Raw genomic sequence first — 18,872 nt, 5'->3', positions numbered from 1 at the left:
CGCCCGCGAGACGCACCGCCGCGCTGGCGATGGCGGCGGCCCTGACCCTCGTGCCCGGCGCCATCCTCGTCGGCTGCGAACGCGGCTCGTCGACGGGGGCCGCCTCCTCCCCCACCGCTCCGGACACGCCCGGCTGCCCCGAGACCCTCGCCAGGGCCGGGGCCGCCGTGCGGCAGGCCGAGAAGTCCGACCCCGAGTGGAGCGGACCGCGCACCGGCCCCCGCGCGGTCCCCGACAAGGACCTCGTCTTCGTCGCCCAGTCCATGACCAACCCCGGCGTCGCGGGCGCCGCCCAGGGCGTCCGGGAGGCCGCCAAGGCCATCGGCTGGAACGTCAGGGTGATCGACGGCCAGGGCACCCCCGCCGGCATCCAGGCCGCCTTCGGCCAGGCCATCGCCCTCCGCCCCGACGGCATCGTCATCGGCGGCTTCGACCCCAAGCTGACTGCTCAGCAGGTCGCCCGGGCCAACGAGGCCGACATCCCGCTCGTCGGCTGGCACGCGGTCGACTCCCCCGGCCCGAGCGAGGACCCCGAGCTGTTCAGCAACATCACCACCCGGGTCGAGGACGTCGCCAGGATCAGCGCCGACTGGATCATCGCGAACTCCCACGGCCACGCCGGCGTGGTGGTGTTCACGGACGCCTCGATCCCGTTCGCCCGCTACAAGTCCGACCTGATCAAGGACGAGCTCGCCACCTGCTCCAGCGTGCGGCTCCTCACGGAGGAGAACATCCCGCTCTCCGACTCCAGCACCCGCACCCCGCAGGAGGTCTCGTCGCTGCTGTCCCGCTTCCCCGACACCTGGAGCCACTCCGTCGCCATCAACGACGTCTACTTCGCCGACGCCGCCCCGGCCTTCCGCGCCGCCCGCAAGAAGGGCGCCGATCCCCCCTACAACATCGGCGCCGGCGACGGCGACCCCTCCGCCTTCCAGCGCATCAACAGCGGCCAGTTCCAGACCGCCACCGTCCCCGAGCCCCTCTCCGCCCAGGGCTGGCAGATCGTCGACGAGTTCAACCGCGCCTTCTCCGACCGCCCCGCCAGCGACTACGTAGCCCCGGTCCACGTCTCCACCGCCGCCAACAGCCGCGGCCTCTCGACCTGGGACCCCCCGGGCTACCGGGAGGCGTACCGGGGGATCTGGGGGGTGTGAGGGGCACCCGAACGGCTCGGATCGGCCACCTGGGCACCATGCGCGTGCGGCAGCGTGGTGATCATGATCCTGATGCTGGTACGAACAACACGGGGTCTCAGCGCCTGACGGGCACAGCCGGTGCCGGTTCATGCCCCGACACCGGGCGTACGCCCCACTTATCACCTCACCCTCCCCTTCCTCTCCTCTTTCGGCATACAGCGCCCAGGGAGGGCGCAGGCATGTCTGATAACTCCATGCATGCAGGACCTCCCACAGGCGAGCCCTCCTTTGCTCACTTGCCCCAGGCCGCCCGGACGGCCTGGGCGAAGAGCGATCGCGCAAGCGGCGACTGGCTGCCTCTGTGGCGGCACATGGCCGACAGCGCGGCCGTGGCCGGGAAGCTGTGGGACGACTGGGTACCCGGGAGCGTCAAGGCACACATAGCCGGGGCGCTTCCGGAGGGCGACGACGACGCACGACGGCTCGTGGTCTTCCTCGCCGGCATTCATGACGCCGGCAAGGCCAGCCCGGCATTCTCCTGCCAGGTGCCCGCGCTGGCCGACCACATGCGCGCCGCCGGCCTCGACATGCTCTCCGCCACAGAGTACGGCCAGGATCGACGGCTGGCGCCGCACGGACTCGCGGGTCAACTCCTCCTTCAGGAGTGGCTCGCGGAGCGGCACGGGATGAGCGCCCGGGCGTCCGGGCAGTTCGCGGTGGTGGCGGGTGGGCACCACGGCACACCGCCGGAGCATCAGCAGATCCATGACCTCCAGCTTCGACCGAGGCTGTTGCGACACCCGGGACCGAGCGAGGAGCTCTGGCGCAACGTCCAGTACGAGTTGATGGATGGCTGCGCCGAACTCGCGGGCGTGAGTGAGCGGTTGTCGGCCTGGGGGGCGGTGCGGCTGCCGCAGACGGTGCAGGTGCTGCTCACGGCGATCGTCATCCTGTCGGACTGGGTCGCCAGCGCTCCCGAGCTGTTCCCGTACGACCCGGACTCCTGGCAGCCCGCCGGGCCGGTCGGCGAGGCACGGCGGTTACGGGCGGCGTGGCAGGGGCTGGACCTGCCGGGACCCTGGGCGCCCCAGCAGCCCGAGCAGTCGGCCGAGGCACTGTTCGCGGAGCGTTTCGACCTGCCCGAGGGCGCGGAGATCAGACCGGTTCAGGCCGAGGCCGTACGTATGGCTCGGTCCATGCCGACCGCCGGGCTGCTGATGATCGAGGCGCCCATGGGGGAAGGCAAGACCGAGGCCGCGTTCGCCGCGGCGGAGGTCCTGGCCGCCAGAACGGGGGCCGGCGGCTGCCTGGTCGCGCTGCCCACCCGGGCGACGAGCGATGCGATGTTCCCTCGCCTCCTCGGCTGGCTGGAGCATCTGCCCCACGACGGCCCGCGGTCCGTCGCGCTGGCGCACGCCAAGTCCGCGCTCAACGACCTATGGGCGGGCATGCTGCAATCGAGTCGCCGCACCATCGCCGCCGTGGAGCCGGAGTTCCCGGAAAGGGTGAGTGGGGCGCAGACTCTGCGGCCGCAGCCCTCCGGGCTGCACGCCCACCAGTGGCTGCGCGGCCGAAAGAAGACGCTGCTCGCCTCGTTCGCGGTGGGGACGATCGACCAGGTGCTGTTCGCCGGGCTCAAGAGCCGCCATCTGGCACTGCGGCACCTGGCCGTGGCGGGCAAGGTGGTCATCATCGACGAGGTCCACGCATACGACGCCTATATGAACCGATACCTGGACCGGGTACTGGAGTGGCTCGCCGCATACCGCGTACCGGTGGTGCTGCTCTCCGCGACCCTTCCGGCGGACCGGAGGCGCGCGCTGGCCGCCGCCTACTCGGGCCGCTCGGAGCCGGAAGCCCTGACGGACGACATACCGGATGACACCTATCCACTGATCACGGCCGTGGCGCCCAGTGCACCTGCGCGTACCGCACGCCCGGCGGCCGCCTCCGGTCGACGCACGGAGATCGCCCTGGAGCGTCTGGGCGATGACCTCGCCCTGCTCGCGGACCGGTTGGAGTCGGAGCTGGCCGACGGCGGCTGTGCGTTGGTCGTACGCAACACCGTCGACCGGGTGCTGGAAGCGGCCGACGTGCTGCGGGAGCGGTTCGGGGACGGCGCCGTGACCGTCGCCCACTCCCGGTTCCTGGCCGCCGATCGCGCGGCCAACGACGCCCGGCTACGGGAGAGCTTCGGCCGGCACGGAGTCCGACCGGCCGGGCCGCACGTGGTGGTGGCCAGCCAGGTGGTCGAACAGTCGCTCGATATCGATTTCGACCTCCTCGTCACCGACCTGGCGCCCGTCGATCTGCTCCTCCAGCGGATGGGTCGGCTCCATCGGCATCCGCGTCAACGGCCCGAACGGCTGTCGCGCGCCCGCTGCCTGGTGACCGGCGTGGAGGACTGGCAGGCGGAGGGGGAGCCGCCGCATCCCGTGCGTGGATCCCTCGCCGTCTATCGATCTTTTCCGCTCCTGCGGGCGCTCGCCGTGCTGGGCCCGCATCTGGACGGGCTCTCGCTGGTGCTCCCCGACCACATCAGCCCGCTGGTGCAGGCGGCCTACGGGGACGGCGACGTCGGACCGGAGAACTGGGCCGGCGCGATGCGCACCGCCCACGACGACCATATGAGGTTCCTCGCCGAGAAGCAGGAGAGAGCCGAGGCGTTCCTCCTGGGACCAGTACGCCGCGCGGGACGGCCAGTGTACGGGTGGCTGGGGGCCGGGGCCGGGGACGTGGACGACAGTCGGGCCGGGCGCGCCCAGGTGCGGGACGGCGACGAGGGCTTGGAGGTCCTGGTCGTGCGGCGGCTGCGGGACGGTCGGTTGACCACCGTGCCGTGGCTCGACGGCGGACGGGGCGGGCTGGAGCTCTCCAGGGACTTTCCACCGGAGCGACGCGCCGCCGAAGCCGTCGCCGCGAGTGCGATCACCCTTCCGTGGCAGTTCGCCAAGCCCTGGGTGATCGACCGGACCATCGCCGAGCTGGAGCGCTTCATGGTGCCGGCCTGGCAGGTCAAGGAATGCCCTTGGCTGGCAGGCGAGTTACTGCTCGTCCTTGACGAGGATTGTCAGACCCGTCTGTCAGGCTTCGTTCTCAGGTACAGCAGCGCCGACGGACTGCGTGTGTCGTCCGCCGGCGCGCCCGCGACCCCGCCGGCATCGTCGGCGTCGACAAGAGAGGGAGACGAGGAACGTGAGCGGACGGCGATTAGCCCCACCCCCTCCGGAACTCCTCATGTTGTCGAGTCACCCCCTACGGAGGAAGTGAGTCCGTTGCCGCCTCCGCCCCCTCCTCCACCGCCTTCCTTCGATCTCGTCTCCTCGCCCTGGCTGCCGGTTCAGCGGCTCGACGGCCGCACGGAGGAGCTCTCACTGCGCGAGGTCTTCGCCCAGGCCCGTGATCTACGGCGGCTGGTGGGGGATCTCCCCACCCAGGAATTCGCTCTACTGCGGCTGCTGCTGGCGATCCTGTACGACGCGCTCGACGGTCCCACGGACGTGGAGGAGTGGAGCGAACTGTGGCTGTCGGTCGATCCGTTCGCCCCCGTAGCCGACTATCTCGACACCCACCGCGACCACTTCGACCTGCTGCACGCGAAACAGCCGTTCTTCCAGGTGGCGGACCTGCGTACGGAGAAGGACGAGGTAGCCTCGCTCAACCGCATCGTCGCCGACGTCCCGAACGGCGACCCGTTCTTCGCCATGCGCCGCCCGGGTGTGGACCGGCTGTCGTATGCGGAGGCGGCCCGTTGGCTGGTGCACACGCACGCCTACGACCCCTCCGGCATCAAGTCGGGGATGGCGGGTGACGACCGCGCGAAGGCAGGGAAGGTCTACCCGCTCGGTGTGGGGTCCGCCGGCAATCTGGGCGGGGTCTTCGCCGAGGGAGCCAACCTGCGCGAGACGCTGCTGCTGAACCTTGTCGCTCTCGACGAGGGCATCGTGGACGCGGCCGCCGGCAGGGCGTCGGTCGATGGTGCGGACCTGCCTGCCTGGCGACGTCCTCCCTTCGGGCCGGGGCCGTCCGAGGACGCGCCGGGCGCCCGCCGGCCGACCGGGCTGCGCGACCTCTACACCTGGCAGTCCCGGCGCGTCCGCCTGCACGCCCAGGGCGGAGCGGTGACCGGTGTCGTCCTCGGCTACGGGGACCCGCTCACCGCGCACGCCCCGTGGAAGCTGGAGCCCATGTCGGGGTGGCGGCGCAGCCCCGCCCAGGAGAAGAAACAGGGCCGCCGGTTGGTCTATCTGCCGCGGCAGCACGACCCGAGCCGGGCCGCCTGGCGCGGGCTGGCCTCCCTCCTGCCCGCGCGCCGTGCCGCGACCGACGACCCAGCCGGCCGGGAGGCACCCCACACCCTTCCGTCCGGGATCGTCAGGTGGTTCTCGATGCTCACCACGGAGGGGGAGCTCGACCCGCGTTCGCTGATCCGCGTGCGGATCGTCGGCGCCGCGTACGGCACCCAGCAGTCCGTCGTGGACGAGATCGTGGACGACGCCGTGGTCTTTCCCATGGTGCTGCTGCACCAGGAGCACGTCCTCTACGGCGACACAGCCGTCGACGCCGTGAACGACGCCGAGCAGGCCGTGGCCGCCCTCGGCCACCTCGCCGGGAACCTGGCCCGGGCCGCAGGTTCCGACCCGGCCCCCGCCACGGGCGCCGCCCGCGATCTCGGATACGGGGAGCTCGACGGTCCGTACCGGAGGTGGTTGGCCGAACTGGCCACACATTCCGACCCTCAGGCGGCGCGCCGGGCCTGGCAGGCCGTCGTCCGCCGCCGGGTGCTCTGGCTCAGCCGGAGCCTGCTCGACTCGGCCGGGCCGACCGCGTCCGAAGGGCGCATCGCCGACGTCCCCGGCATCGGCAAACGCTGGGTCGACGACGCCCGCGCCGAGCTCTGGTTCCGTCGGCGCCTGAACCAGGTACTTCCCTCGGCAGCCGCCCCACGGCCGGAGGGCTCGGCCACCGACGACGACAACGGACCGGAGGTCGCCTGATGACCACCAGCACACCATCCTCCAAGGGAGCCGACCGAACGACCGGCGGTCACCATCCCCAGCCCCTTGCCGGACGCGCCACCGCCCGTTGCCTCAAGCGACTTCAAGGCGGATACCGCAGGGACACTGCGGCCGCTGTCGCGACCGTGGCCCAACTGCGCCGTAGCGTGGGACGGCTCGCTCACGACTCCCCCACCACCTGGGGCATCGACGACGGCCTGGACGACCTCATCCACCTCAGGGACCAGCAGGCCGCCGAGGCGGAGCAGGAAGGGAAGGCGGCACCCTTCCCCCCGGCCGAGCGACAGCTGCGGGCCGAGGAGCAGGCCGTCCATCTCGCGGTAACCCTCTGGGCCCTGCACCAGCAGTCCACCCGGGACGCCGATATGTACGAATCCGGGTGGCCCCTGGGCCGCGCCGTCCGACGTCTCACCGCTCCAGCCGCCGACTCGGGAAACTCCGAAGCCCGCCTGGAGGACGAGCTGAGCGAGACGCTCCGCAAGCGCTTCGTGCGGATCGGCACGGCGACGTCGCTCGAGTCGCTGGGCACCCGGCTGCGGGAAATGGTGCTTCTGCTGCGCACGGCGCGGATTCCACTGGATTACGGACGTCTCGCCGACCAGCTCGTCAGATGGCAGAACGAGAACGAACGGTCCGCGGTCCGCCGCGAATGGGGCCGAGAGTTCCATCTGGCCTATGCCGAGAAGCGCCCCACCCCATCCTGACGCCGCCTTCACTCCTCTCCCCGCTTCGGCACGACAAGGAAAAGGAAACGGAAACCCGGTGACGCGAACCATCCTCGACATCCACATCTTGCAGACCGTCCCGCCGAGCAATCTGAACCGGGACGACACGGGCACTCCCAAATCGGCGCTGTACGGCGGCGTGCGGCGGGCGCGGGTCTCCAGTCAGGCGTGGAAGCGCGCCACCCGGAAGGCGTTCGAGGAACTACTGCCCTCGTCCGAATTGGGGGTGCGGACGAAGAGGGTCGCCGAGGCGCTGGCCGAGCGCATCGTCGCCCTGGATCCGTCGCTGGCACCTGCCAGCGCGATCGAGCTGGCGGTCGAGACCATGAAGACGGCGACCGGCAGCAAGATCGAGGCGCCCAAACGGAAGACGAAGACCGCTCAGGACGACGGTGGCAACGAGGACAAAGTCACGCCAGAGTCCGCATATCTGATGTTCCTGAGCAGGCGTCAGCTAGATGCACTGGCCGCTCTTACCGTGGAGGGCAGCGCCGGCGGTTCCGTAGCGTCTCTCCAGAAGTACTGGAAGGACAAGGAGAACAAGGCGAAGGCCCGGCAGGCCGTCGACACCCGGCACTCGGTGGACATCGCGCTCTTCGGTCGAATGGTCGCCGACTCCGCGGACCTGAATGTCGAGGCGGCCACGCAGGTCGCGCACGCGATCGGTGTGCATGTCTCCGAGATCGAGTCCGACTACTTCACGGCCGTTGACGACCGGAATTCCGACGACGAGACCGGCGCGGGGATGATCGGTTCCATCGATTTCAACTCCGCGACGCTCTACCGCTATGCGGCCGTGGACGTGAACGAACTCCACGGCAATCTCGGGGTGGGGTTGAGGAATGACGAGTCGCCGTCGACACCGACTCAGAAGGCGGTAGGCGCGTTTCTGGAGGGCTTCATCACCTCACTCCCGACGGGCAAGATCAACACTTTCGGAAACCACACGCTACCGGCCGCGGTGGTCGTCAAGCTCCGCACCCGACGACCGGTCAGCTTCGTCGGCGCCTTCGAGGAGCCGGTACGCAAGGAGGACGAGGGCGGATTCCTGAGAGGCGCCTGCAAGAAGCTCGCAGAGCACGCCACAAGCCTGGAGCAGCAGTACGGGGTGTCCGACGGTGAACAGACCTGGGTCTTCCGTGTCGGCGAGGAGACCAGGGCGCTGGCCGAGCTCGGTGTCGAGGTGACACTGGCGGGTCTGGTGAAGGACGTGGAGGCCGCCGTAGCGGCACGGCTGGAGCCCGGCGCATGAGCGCCCTGTTGCTGCGGCTCGCCGGGCCGCTCCAGTCCTGGGGATCCGCCGCCCGCTTCACCCGCCGGAGCACCGAGAACGCTCCGACGAAGAGTGGCGTGATCGGCCTGCTCGCCGCCGCGCTGGGCCGTACGCGGGAGGCGGACCTCTCGGACCTGGTGGCACTGCGGTTCGGCGTGCGCATCGACCAGCCTGGTTCGCGGCTGCGGGACTTCCAGACGGCACACCACGCCGATTCGGGCAAGGCCATGCCGCTGTCGGAGCGCTTCTACCTCGCGGACGCGGTGTTCGTCGCGGGGGTGGAAGGTGATCGACCGCTGCTCCAGTTGCTGCACGACGCCCTGCTCGAACCCCACTTCCTCCCCTATCTGGGCCGGCGCTCCTGCCCACCGTCGCGGCAGATCGCCATGGGGCCGCCGCAGGACACCTCGTTGGAGGAGGCCCTGCGCGGGGCCCCGTGGCAGGCGTCCGGCTGGTACGTGCGGCGGCTGAAGCGGGAGGCGGAACGGGAGGGCGGGACAGGCGGAACGGAGACGCTGGACCTCCTGATCGACTGCCCCCCGTCCAGCACTCCCGACTTCTCGTTGCGCGACACCCCGTTGAGCTTCGATCCACGTCACCGCCGGTACGGGCTGCGCGGGGTCCGCGGGGGGCAGACCGCCGTACCCACTCCGGAGTCTGCGTCCATGCCACCCCACGACCCGACCGAGGTACTCGCGGTCGCGGCACAGACCGCCGGCCCGCCTCCCGAATCCGGGACGTCCGCGAAGCCCACTTCCCCGGCAGCAGATTCTCCCCCGAGGTCGACCTGATGTTCCTGACCCGATTCCGCATCAACACCGGCCGTTCGGGTGCCCGCCGACTGCTCGGTTCTCCCCATCTGATGCACGGCGCCGTGAACATGGGATTCCCGGACCTGCCGCCCAGGGACAGCCAGGGACCCCGGGTACTGTGGCGCGTCGACCGTGGCCGACAGGCGGAGACTGACCTGTTCATCGTCAGCCCCACCCGCCCCGATCTCACCCATCTGGTCGAGCAGGCGGGCTGGCCCACTCTGGACACGCCGGGCTGGACGTCCTTCGCCTACGGCGATTTCCTGAACGCCCTCGCTGAAGGGGACACCTGGGGCTTCCGGCTCACGGCCAACCCGGTGCACCACATCCGTAGGCCGGATGCCGCGCCTGACGCCCCCACGAAGCGGGTGGCGCACCGGACGCCCCGGCACCAGTTGCGGTGGTTGCTGCAGCAGCAGGAGAAGGCGGGCTTCGAGGTGGTACGCAAACCCCCGGAACGTCGGTCGACCGAGTACGGCGACGAACACGAGCTGATCGTGCGCGACCAGCTCCCGCTCCAGTTCCGCCGCCCCCCGGCCGCCCACTCCCGAAACGACGTCCGCCTCACTAGGGTCACCTTCGACGGCCGCCTACGCATCGCCGACCTCGCTCTCTTCCGCCGCACCCTCACCCAGGGCCTGGGCAAGGCGAGGGCGTATGGCTGCGGCCTGATGACCCTGGCCCCGGTGCGGTGAGGCGATGAGCACCGTCAGCCGCCGGAGCGTGTCGACGCCCCGCGAACTCACCCGAGTCGGGGACCGGACCTCCTTCCTCTACCTGGAACGCTGCAAGGTACAGCGCGACGACAACGCCATCACCGCCACAGATGCCGACGGTGTGACCCACATTCCGTCCGCCACCATCGGAACGCTCCTCCTGGGACCCGGTACACAGATGTCCCACCAGGCCATGTCTCTCCTCGGCGAGTGCGGGGCAGGCGTGGCGTGGGTCGGCGAGCACGGGGTGCGCTTCTATGCGGGCGGCCGTGCCCTCACCCGCTCCTCGGGCCTTGTCGAAGCCCAGGCCACGGCCTGGGCGAACCCGCGCACCCGGTTGGAGGTGGCCCGAGCCATGTACAGACTGCGCTTCCCGGACGAGGACCCGGCCGGCCGCACCCGCCAGCAGCTGCTGAGCTTGGAGGGCCGCCGCCTCAGAGACTGCTACCGGCTTGAGTCGGCCCGCACCGGCGTGCCCTGGCGACGCCGCGAGTACCACCGCGAGGACTTCTCGGCCGGCGATGCCCCCAACCAGGCCATCACCGCGGCCGCACAGTGCATGTACGGCATCGCCCACGCCGTCGTCACCGCACTCGGCTGCTCACCGGCGCTCGGATTCGTCCACTCCGGAAACGAGCGGTCCTTCGTGCTGGACATCGCCGACCTTTACAAGACCGAGGTGGCCATCCCGGCGGCGTTCGACGCGGCGGCTGCGGGCGACGAAGACGTAGCCTCCCGCACCCGCAGAGCCCTTCGCGACCGTGTCAACGAGACCGGCCTACTCGATCGCTGCGTGCGGGACATCAAACATCTGCTGCGCTATGACGCCACTCAGGCGCCGGCGGAGGGACAGGACCGCATGATGCTGCAATCCGACGGCGGCACCCAGGTGGCCGGCGGCCGCAACTACGGGGACGAGCCCATCTGGTGACCGTCATCATCCTCGCCAACTGTCCGGCCGGGCTTCGGGGCTTCCTCACCCGCTGGCTTCTGGAGATCTCCCCCGGCGTATTCCTCGGCTCACCCTCAGCTCGCATCCGCGACATCCTCTGGGCCGAAGTCCGCCAATACGCGGCCCAGGGCCGCGCCCTTCTCGTCCACCAGGCCGACAACGAGCAAGGATTCACCTTCCAGACCCACAACCACGCCTGGCACCCCACCGACCACGAGGGCCTCACCCTCCTCCACCGCCCCGCGCCCAACACCCCGCACAGCCACACCCCACGCCAACCCACCCCACCCCCACAGGGCTGGAGCAAGGCCGCCAAACGCCGCCGGTTCGGGCAGCGGTAGCGTGCAGGCGGACTCCACCCGGGGACCCACCCGAGAGGACCCAATGACCGCTATGCCGGAATCTCCAATCCTAAGTAAAAACGGCACCTTCGCCGCATAAAGCCGCAGGTCAGCTTCTGTGGTCCCCGCGCATGCGGGGGTGGTCCCGGATCCCCCGCCGGAGGCGGAGGCGTAGGTGTGTGGTCCCCGCGCATGCGGGGGTGGTCCCCCGAAGGAGCTCCGGCCGGCCGACCGCGGGGTGTGGTCCCCGCGCATGCGGGGGTGGTCCCCTTCTCGTGCAGATCGGTCGGGGGGTTGGCAGGTGGTCCCCGCGCATGCGGGGGTGGTCCCGAGGACGGCGGAGACGCGCCCGGAGGCGGCATGTGGTCCCCGCGCATGCGGGGGTGGTCCCACCAACCAGGACCCGATCGCCTCGGTGTTGGGGTGGTCCCCGCGCATGCGGGGGTGGTCCCTTGCCCCCGTTCCTTCCGCCTGGCGGCGCCGAGTGGTCCCCGCGCATGCGGGGGTGGTCCCAGTGCACCGGCCACCCCGGCAGTCAGGCACAGGTGGTCCCCGCGCATGCGGGGGTGGTCCCTCGCCGTCTGCGCCACGGTGTCGCCACGGGTCGTGGTCCCCGCGCATGCGGGGGTGGTCCCTATGCATCGTTTTAACTGATCGCGCGATCTCAGTGGTCCCCGCGCATGCGGGGGTGGTCCCTGCCGCGTGCTGGGCGTAGCGATCTGCAACATGTGGTCCCCGCGCATGCGGGGGTGGTCCCGCCCTCGGTGACTCCCTGGCCGAACGACGGCTGTGGTCCCCGCGCATGCGGGGGTGGTCCCACCCAGACTGGAGCCGCGTGATGGACTACCAGGTGGTCCCCGCGCATGCGGGGGTGGTCCCTCGCTGGACTTGTTGGCTGCGGCCAGTAGGGCGTGGTCCCCGCGCATGCGGGGGTGGTCCCCGTGCTGCGGCGGCGGAGGCTTACGAGCGGTAGTGGTCCCCGCGCATGCGGGGGTGGTCCCGCGATCAGCCACCTCGTCACCACGGGGTACATGTGGTCCCCGCGCATGCGGGGGTGGTCCCGACGCGTCGCCCGGGTCGTCGACACCGAAGCAGTGGTCCCCGCGCATGCGGGGGTGGTCCTCTCGGCATCCTGTTCAGCGGCCGTTCCGATCCGTGGTCCCCGCGCATGCGGGGGTGGTCCCTCTCCCACTCAACCCCCTTGCCTTCTAGCTACGTGGTCCCCGCGCATGCGGGGGTGTTCCCTCCCGCATCTCCGGCGTCAACGTGCGCCGTCGGTGGTCCCCGCGCATGCGGGGGTGGTCCCGAGGGGTGCGCCAGGTTCACGCTGACCTGCGGGGTGGTCCCCGCGCATGCGGGGGTGGTCCCGGGAGGTCGTCCGGTACCTCCAGAACTGGTGGGTGGTCCCCGCGCATGCGGGGGTGGTCCCGCCCGCCACCGCCGGAAGGCGCCGCGCGCGTTCGTGGTCCCCGCGCATGCGGGGGTGGTCCCGCCGACTGCCGCATCCTCGCGATCGGCAACCCGTGGTCCCCGCGCATGCGGGGGTGGTCCCGCGGTGCTGGCACTGTGGTGGGAGGGCGAAACGTGGTCCCCGCGCATGCGGGGGTGGTCCCCTGTGGCTGACGGAGATCAGCTCCCCGATCCGGTGGTCCCCGCGCATGCGGGGGTGTTCCGCCCCCCTTGACCACCGGCGCCGTGATCAAGTGGTCCCCGCGCATGCGGGGGTGTTCCCGTCCTCGGCCGGCGCCGGGGGTGGTCCCCGCGCATGCGGGGACATGGGCCCGCCGAAAGATCAGCCCGTCCCGAGCGCCTCGCGGAACTCCTCCGTTGTCGTCAGGAACGCGTCGCCGGCGAAGCGGAGGGTGGCGAGGGAGCGTTCGCCGGCTTCGGGGTCGCCGGCGCCGCAGGCGTCGGTGATGACGACGGGGAGGTAGCCGAGGTCGGCGGCGTGGCGGACGGTGGGTTCGATGCCGATCTCGGTGGCCACGCCGACGACGGCGACGGTGGTGATGCCACAGTCGCGCAGGGCGATGTCGAGCCAGGTGCCCTCGAAGGCGGACATGGTGATCTTGTCGAGGACCGCCTCGTGCTCGGTGGGGCGCAGCTCGGGGATGAGCTGGGTCTGCGGGGCGTCCGGTGGGAAGGGGGAGAGGACGTCGGCCGCGCGTTCGGCGCGCTGCCAGCTGCGCCACATACGGAGCTGGGAGACGCCCATGAGTGCGGTGGGCAGGGTCACATGGCGCAGGAAGAAGGTCCGCACACCGGCGGCGCGGGCGGCCTCGACCACCTCGACGGTCCGGTCGACGACGCGGTCCCGATCGCCGATCTGGCCCAGAATGCCGACCTGCATGTCGTAGACCAACAGCGCCAGGCGCTTGGGGTCACACGCTTCCTGCAACGACCGCGGTACCGCGAGCCCGTTTCGATCATCCACGGCGGGGACGCTACCTCGCGCTCGCCACCGTGGACCATCCCCACGCGGGACGAACGGCTTTCGGAGCGATGTCGTTGACCCCGTCGGCACCCTGCGGAAGCGCCGCCGCCCTCGCCCGGCGCGACCGTCGTGGTGCCGGATTCGCCGCGGTATCGGTCGGCCTGGGCCGGCGTACGGTGGCGCGGTGGTCACGGAGGGCCAGGGCCGGCCTCGCGGCGGGGCGGTGCCCGAGGGTGGGCACACCCAGCACCCATCCGTCCGTATGGTGGACGGGAGCAGCGCCGGGGTCGTGGTGGTGCCGACACCAGGCTCAGCGCCCTCTCCCCACCCATGCCCGCGCGCCGCCAGGCTGTCCCGCATGAGCACACGCACCATTCTGATCACCGGAGCGACCCAGGGACTGGGGCGCGGCATCGCACGCGACCTGGCCGCGAAGGGGCACACCCTGCTGCTGCACGGGCGCGACCGCGCTCGTCTGGAGGCCGTCACGGCCGAGTTGGCGGAGGTCGCCCCGGAGGCGTCCGTCCGCACCTACCTGGCCGACCTGTCCGACCTGGACCAGGTGCGCGCGATGGCCGCCCGGATCCGGGAGGCGGAGCCGCGGCTCGACGGGCTGGTCAACAACGCCGTGGCGGGCGGCGGCGCTGAGCCGCTGCGGCGGGAGTTCAGCCGCCAGGGGCACGAGCTGCGGTTCGCCGTGAACCACCTCGCCCCGTACGTCCTCGTCCGCGATCTGCTGCCGCTGCTCACCGCCTCCGCGCCCGCCCGCGTCGTCAACGTCGCCTCCATCGGGCAGGAGGCGATCGACTTCGACGACGTCATGCTGGAGCGGGGCTACGAGGGGCTGCGTGCCTACTGCCGCAGCAAGCTGGCGATGATCATGGCGACCTTCGAGCTGGCCGCCGAACTCGACGGCACCGGCGTCACGGTCAACACCCTGCACCCGGCCCACCTCATGGACACCGAGGGAGTGCGCGCCTACGGGCTGACGCCGGTCGTCGGCGTCGAGGAGGGGGTGCGGCCCACCGTACGGCTGCTCCTCGACCCGGAGCTCGCCTCCACCACCGGTCGCTACTTCGACCGGTTCACCGACGCCCGGGCGCACGACCAGGCGTACGACGTCGAGGCCCGCAAGCGGTTGATGGAGCTGACGCTTCGGCTCCTCGGACCGGCCTAGGCAGTTTCGTTTGGATCAGCCGGTCGTTGGTCTGGGTGTGCCGTTGACTGACGCGCAGTGGGCGCGGATCGAGCCGTTGCTCCCGGACCGGACGCCGAGGCGCGGTGGTCGGTGGCGGGACCATCGGGAGGTGATCGACGCGATCGCCTTCAAGTTCCAGACCGGAACCCAGTGGGTGCACCTTCCGGAGAAGTACGGCAACTGGCGAGGCGTCTACAACCGGCTGCGTATGTGGGCCGTCGACGGCACCTGGGAGCGAGTGTTCACCGCTCTCATAGCCCAGGCCGACGCGGACGAGGACCTGAACTGGGCCGTCTCTGTGGACTCCACGATCGTGCGAGCACACCAGCACGCTGCCGGGGCCCGCAAAAGGGGGCCCCGGCTGGAGAACCGGCCGACCACGCCATCGGCCGGTCCCGCGGCGGGCTGACCACGAAGATCCACCTCGCGGCCGACGGCGACTGCCGGCCCCTGGCCTTCGTCCTCACGGCCGGCCAGGCCGGCGATGCACCCGCCTTCGGCGAGGTCATGGCCCGTCTGCGCGTTCCCCGCCGACGTGGACGACCTCGCACCAGGCCGGACGTCGTCCTGGCCGACAAGGCGTACTCCTCACGTGCGATCCGCGAGCATCTACGCCAGCGCGGCATCCGGGCAGTGATCCCCACCCGGGCGGATCAGCGCGGCCACCGGCTGCGTCGCGGCAGACACGGTGGGAGGCCACCCGCTTTCGACCGTGACGCGTACAAGCAGCGCAATACCGTCGAGCGGTGCATCAACCGCCTGAAGCAGTGGCGAGGGATCGCCACCCGCTACGAGAAGACAGCGGTCATCTACCTGGCCGGACTCCACATCGCGGGCATCTTCCTCTGGTCCGCTCGGTGATCCAAACGAAACCGCCTAGTCCGCGCTCCGCGCGCCGGCCCCGCGGGCTTGGGTGAAGCGCGCCAGCCCTTCGGCCAGGTCGACCACCGGCTCCGGGTAGTCGTATCGCGCGCGCTCCGCGGCCGGCAGCTTCCACGGCTGGTGGACGGCGGGCCCTTCGAGGCCCGCGAGCTCGGGCACCCAGCGCCGCACGTACGCGCCGTCCGGGTCGTGGCGCAGGGCCTGGCGCACCGGGTTGAGCACGCGGTTGGGGCGGGTGTCGGTGCCGGTGCCCGCCACCCACTGCCAGTTGAGCTGGTTGTTCGCGATGTCCCCGTCGACCAGCAGGTCCAGGAAGTGTCGGGCGCCGATGCGCCAGTCGACGTAGAGCGTCTTGGTGAGGAAGCTCGCGGCGAGCAGCCGGGCCCGGTTGTGCATCCAACCCTCGTGGCGCAGCTGGCGCATGGCGGCGTCCACGACCGGGTAGCCCGTGCGGCCGCTCCGCCACGCCTCGATCTCGTCCCCGGCCTCGTCCTCGGCGCGCCAGTGGTCGCCCCGGGCGCGGTAGTCGTCGGCGGCCGCCGCGGGCCGTGCGGCCAGCACCTGGTGGTGGAAGTCGCGCCAGCACACCTGGCGTACGAACGCCTCGGGCCCCGGGCCGCTCGCCGAGCGGGCGCGGTGGACGAGCTCCGCGGCCGAGACCGTGCCGAAGTGCAGGTGTGGCGAGAGGCGCGAGGTCGCGTCGCCGGCGAGATCGTCGTGCAGGTCCTCGTACCGTGAGATCCCGCCGCGCAGCCAGGCGCCGAGCAGCCGTCGTCCCTCCTTCTCGCCACCGAGTGCGAGGCCCTCCGAGACCCCGTCGACCTGGTCGCGGGAGGGGATCTCCTCGGAGGGGAGGCCGTCCGGCACGCGGACCACGCGCGGCGCGCCGAGCGGGTCCCGGATCCGCTCGTGCGACCAGCGGCGGAGGTACGGGGTGAACACAGCGAAGTGGTCGGACCCCGCGGGGACGACGGCGCCGGGGGCCAGCGCGGTCACCACGGCGTCGTGGACCCGCAGCGCGCGGCCGTCCCGCTCCAGGGCCGCGCGCAGCCGCCGCTCCCGCGCCTGCGCGTAGCCGCTGACGCCGGCGGCCAGGTGCACCTCGGCGGCGTCCGTCTCCTGTGCCACCTGGCGGAGTCGGGCCGTGACGTCGCCGGAACGGACGACCAGCCGGCCGCCGCGGGCCCGCAGTCCGGCGTCGAGGTCTCTCAGACAGTCGGCGAGGAAGGCCCGCCGGTTGGGGGCGTCGAACCCCGCGGCCGCGATGCGCTCGTCCCGTACGAACAGGGGCACCACCCGCTCGCACGCGGACAGCGCCGCGCGCAGCGGCGGATGGTCGTGCAGCCGCAGGTCGGAGGTGAACAGCACGACGGCGACGCTCATGGGGTCACTCTGCCACCGCCCGTGGTCGCCATGCGGGCCGTGGCCCCGTGGGCCCGGCCGTGTCGGTCTCCCGGAGCCGCCCGGTTCGCCGTGCTCCGGGGCCGGCCGTCCGGTCCCGCGGCGTTCAGCTCCCCCACCGTCCGACACGCCACCGTCCGAGACCGGCGCCCTAGGGCCCTGGTGCCACCCCGGCTCCGCGCCGACCGCCAGCGGTCAGCCCCCGCTCGCGGCACCGCCCCTACGGGCGGCGTCCGTACGGGCGGCGTCCGCGCGGGCCGCGGCCTGGGCGATGTTGCGCGCCATGCCGCCGAAGACCACCGCGTGGAAGGGGGACACGCTCCACCAGTAGAGGTGGCCCAGCAGGCCGTGCGGGTGGAACAGCGCCCGCTGGCGGTAGCGGGCCCGGCCGGCGTCGTCGCGGTCGGCGCGCATCTCCAGCCAGGCGAGGCCGGGGAGGCGCATCTCGGCGCGCAGCCGCAGCAGCCGGCCGGGCTCGATCTCCTCCACGCGCCAGAAGTCCAGCGAGTCCCCGACCCGCAGCCGTGCGGCGTCCCGGCGGCCGCGACGGAGTCCGACCCCGCCGACGAACCGGTCGAGCCAGCCCCGTACGGCCCAGGCGAGCGGAAAGGAGTACCAGCCGTTGTCGCCGCCGATGCCCTCGATCACCCGCCACAGCGCCTCCGGCGAGGCGTCGACGGCCCGGGTGCGCCGGTCGGTGTACAGGCTGCCGCCGGCCCAGTCCGGGTCGGTGGGCAGCGGGTCGCTCGGCGCGCCGGGCAGGGAGGCGGAGGACCAGCGGGTGGCGACCTGGGCGTCACGCACCCGCTGGAGGGCCAGGCGGAGCGCGTCGTCGAAGGGGATCGGGGTGCCGGGCGGACCCGGCACATACCGCGCGATGTCGTGCTCCCGGCAGACCACCTCATGGCGCAACGACTCGGCCAGCGGCCGGGCGAGGGCCGGCGGAACGGGGGTGACCAGTCCGATCCAGAGGCTGGAGAGACGGGGCGTCAGCATCGGCACGCGCAGGATGAAGCGGTGGGCCAGCCGGGCCACCGCGGCGTACCGCCGCATCATCTGCTCGTACGTCATGACGTCGGGCCCGCCGATGTCGAAGGCGCGGTTGACGTCGTCGGGCATCCTCGCGCTGCCGACCAGGTAGCGCAGCACGTCCCGGACCGCGATCGGCTGGATCCGGGTCCTGACCCAGCTGGGCGTGACCATCACCGGGAGCCGCTCGGTGAGGTAGCGCAGCATCTCGAAGGAGGCGGAGCCGGAGCCGATGATCACCGCGGCGCGCAGTACCGTCGCCGGCACGCCCGCGCTGAGGAAGATCTCCCCCACCTCGGCACGCGAGCGCAGGTGGGGCGACAGCTCCCTTTCCGGTACGTCGACCGGGGTCAGTCCGCCCAGGTAGACGATGCGTCGTACGCCGGCGGCGCGGGCCTGCTCGGTGAAGATCCGCGCGGCCCTGCGGTCGGTCTCCTCGAAGTCGCGCCCCGAGCGGAGCGCGTGGACGAGGTAGTACGCCACGTCGATGCCGTGCAGCGCCCGCCCCACCGACTCGGGGTCCGTCACGTCGCCACGGACCACCTCCACGTCCCCCGCCCAGGGGTGGTCGCGCAGCCGCTCCGGGGACCGGGCCAGGCAGCGCACCCGGTACCCGGCGGCCAGCAGCTCCGGCACCAACCGACCCCCGATGTAGCCCGTGGCGCCCGTCACCAGGCAACGCGGCCCGGACGCGGCCCCATCCGGGGCTCGCGCCGAGCCGTCCCGGTCGGGCTCGGCGCCGTCGGGGCCGGGGTCGGCGCCATGCCGGTCACGCTCGGCGCCGTCCGGACCGGGCTCGTCCCGGCCGTCTCCCGGATCGCCGTCTCCCGGATCGCCGTCTCCCGGATCGCTCATGGCCGCCATGGCCGCCTCCGCTTCGCGTCGTCCGCCGTCTCCGCGTACACCCTCCACGGTGGCTCCCGCCCCGGCGTCCCGCTCGCGGAACGAGCGGCGC

Annotated in this window: 13 protein-coding genes and 1 CRISPR repeat array; of the genes, 10 read left to right on the top strand and 3 right to left on the bottom strand. The window is 71.8% G+C overall.

The annotated features are described in order from the left end of the window. Positions 1–29 precede the first annotated feature (29 nt). The 8 genes from LRS74_RS29090 (at position 30) to cas2e (ending at position 10,973) form a co-directional block, all read left to right on the top strand. Positions 30–1,154 (top strand): substrate-binding domain-containing protein, encoded by a 1,125-nt coding sequence (locus LRS74_RS29090; RefSeq protein WP_277744983.1) that lies wholly within the window; start codon positions 30–32, stop codon positions 1,152–1,154. 236 nt (positions 1,155–1,390) lie between these two features. Further along, positions 1,391–6,133: a type I-E CRISPR-associated protein Cse1/CasA gene (gene casA, locus LRS74_RS29085; protein WP_277743772.1), complete on the top strand. Its 4,743-nt coding sequence runs from the start codon at positions 1,391–1,393 to the stop codon at positions 6,131–6,133. Beyond that, a complete protein-coding gene (gene casB / locus LRS74_RS29080) occupies positions 6,133–6,858 on the top strand; it encodes a type I-E CRISPR-associated protein Cse2/CasB (protein WP_347178169.1) in 726 nt (241 codons plus the stop codon). Before casA ends, casB begins: the two co-directional genes overlap by 1 nt. Before the next feature lie 58 nt (positions 6,859–6,916). Next, positions 6,917–8,131: a type I-E CRISPR-associated protein Cas7/Cse4/CasC gene (gene cas7e / locus LRS74_RS29075; RefSeq protein ID WP_277743770.1), complete on the top strand. Its 1,215-nt coding sequence runs from the start codon at positions 6,917–6,919 to the stop codon at positions 8,129–8,131. Next, on the top strand, positions 8,128–8,943 hold the full coding sequence (gene cas5e, locus LRS74_RS29070; protein ID WP_277743769.1) for a type I-E CRISPR-associated protein Cas5/CasD: 816 nt from the start codon (positions 8,128–8,130) through the stop codon (positions 8,941–8,943). Before cas7e ends, cas5e begins: the two co-directional genes overlap by 4 nt. Continuing rightward, entirely contained in the window at positions 8,943–9,659 is a 717-nt protein-coding gene (gene cas6e / locus LRS74_RS29065) for a type I-E CRISPR-associated protein Cas6/Cse3/CasE (protein WP_277743768.1), read from the top strand. Before cas5e ends, cas6e begins: the two co-directional genes overlap by 1 nt. Before the next feature lie 4 nt (positions 9,660–9,663). Next, complete coding sequence (gene cas1e / locus LRS74_RS29060) at positions 9,664–10,611, top strand: type I-E CRISPR-associated endonuclease Cas1e (RefSeq protein WP_277743767.1); 948 nt, start codon at positions 9,664–9,666, stop codon at positions 10,609–10,611. Further along, positions 10,608–10,973, top strand: coding sequence for a type I-E CRISPR-associated endoribonuclease Cas2e (gene cas2e / locus LRS74_RS29055; protein WP_277743766.1), 366 nt, complete (start codon positions 10,608–10,610; stop codon positions 10,971–10,973). The genes cas1e and cas2e overlap by 4 nt, the downstream gene beginning before the upstream one ends. Before the next feature lie 118 nt (positions 10,974–11,091). Continuing rightward, a CRISPR array of direct repeats spans positions 11,092–12,754; the repeat unit is 29 nt; unit sequence GTGGTCCCCGCGCATGCGGGGGTGGTCCC. An 11-nt stretch (positions 12,755–12,765) separates the two neighbouring features. Here the strand turns inward: cas2e and LRS74_RS29050 are convergent. Continuing rightward, entirely contained in the window at positions 12,766–13,407 is a 642-nt protein-coding gene (locus LRS74_RS29050; RefSeq protein ID WP_277743765.1) for a cysteine hydrolase, read from the bottom strand. 358 nt (positions 13,408–13,765) lie between these two features. On the opposite strand from LRS74_RS29050, the gene LRS74_RS29045 reads away from it, so the two are divergent. After that, entirely contained in the window at positions 13,766–14,584 is an 819-nt protein-coding gene (locus LRS74_RS29045; RefSeq protein ID WP_277743764.1) for an SDR family NAD(P)-dependent oxidoreductase, read from the top strand. Between the two features lie 10 nt (positions 14,585–14,594). Next, positions 14,595–15,466, top strand: a protein-coding gene (locus LRS74_RS29040) for an IS5 family transposase (protein WP_277738995.1) whose coding sequence is annotated in 2 segments (ribosomal slippage) — positions 14,595–14,955 and positions 14,955–15,466 — 873 coding nt in all. Because the reading frame shifts where the segments join, the coding sequence is not laid out codon by codon here. A gap of 15 nt (positions 15,467–15,481) precedes the next feature. On the opposite strand, the gene LRS74_RS29035 is transcribed toward LRS74_RS29040, so the two are convergent. Together LRS74_RS29035 and LRS74_RS29030 are read right to left on the bottom strand one after the other, a co-directional pair. Then, positions 15,482–16,870, bottom strand: coding sequence for a deoxyribodipyrimidine photo-lyase (locus LRS74_RS29035; RefSeq protein ID WP_277743763.1), 1,389 nt, complete (start codon positions 16,868–16,870; stop codon positions 15,482–15,484). Positions 16,871–17,083: 213 nt separating this feature from the next. Beyond that, positions 17,084–18,772, bottom strand: coding sequence for an SDR family oxidoreductase (locus tag LRS74_RS29030; protein ID WP_277743762.1), 1,689 nt, complete (start codon positions 18,770–18,772; stop codon positions 17,084–17,086). Positions 18,773–18,872: the final 100 nt, after the last annotated feature.

It is taken from the genome of Streptomyces sp. LX-29, from assembly GCF_029541745.1.
GTDB lineage: Bacteria > Actinomycetota > Actinomycetes > Streptomycetales > Streptomycetaceae > Streptomyces.
Note: the sequence above shows the minus strand (reverse complement) of the source record. Positions and strands in the feature narration are given on the sequence as shown.

What these genes read in the sequence shown, in the direction of transcription:
- cas5e (WP_277743769.1), top strand. Translation starts at nt 8,128, where the DNA reads ATGAGCGCCCTGTTGCTGCGGCTCGCCGGGCCGCTCCAGTCCTGGGGA.
- casB (WP_347178169.1), top strand. Translation starts at nt 6,133, where the DNA reads ATGACCACCAGCACACCATCCTCCAAGGGAGCCGACCGAACGACCGGC.
- LRS74_RS29035 (WP_277743763.1), bottom strand. Translation starts at nt 16,870, where the DNA reads ATGAGCGTCGCCGTCGTGCTGTTCACCTCCGACCTGCGGCTGCACGAC.
- LRS74_RS29045 (WP_277743764.1), top strand. Translation starts at nt 13,766, where the DNA reads ATGAGCACACGCACCATTCTGATCACCGGAGCGACCCAGGGACTGGGG.
- LRS74_RS29090 (WP_277744983.1), top strand. Translation starts at nt 30, where the DNA reads ATGGCGGCGGCCCTGACCCTCGTGCCCGGCGCCATCCTCGTCGGCTGC.
- cas6e (WP_277743768.1), top strand. Translation starts at nt 8,943, where the DNA reads ATGTTCCTGACCCGATTCCGCATCAACACCGGCCGTTCGGGTGCCCGC.
- cas1e (WP_277743767.1), top strand. Translation starts at nt 9,664, where the DNA reads ATGAGCACCGTCAGCCGCCGGAGCGTGTCGACGCCCCGCGAACTCACC.
- LRS74_RS29030 (WP_277743762.1), bottom strand. Translation starts at nt 18,772, where the DNA reads ATGAGCGATCCGGGAGACGGCGATCCGGGAGACGGCGATCCGGGAGAC.
- casA (WP_277743772.1), top strand. Translation starts at nt 1,391, where the DNA reads ATGCATGCAGGACCTCCCACAGGCGAGCCCTCCTTTGCTCACTTGCCC.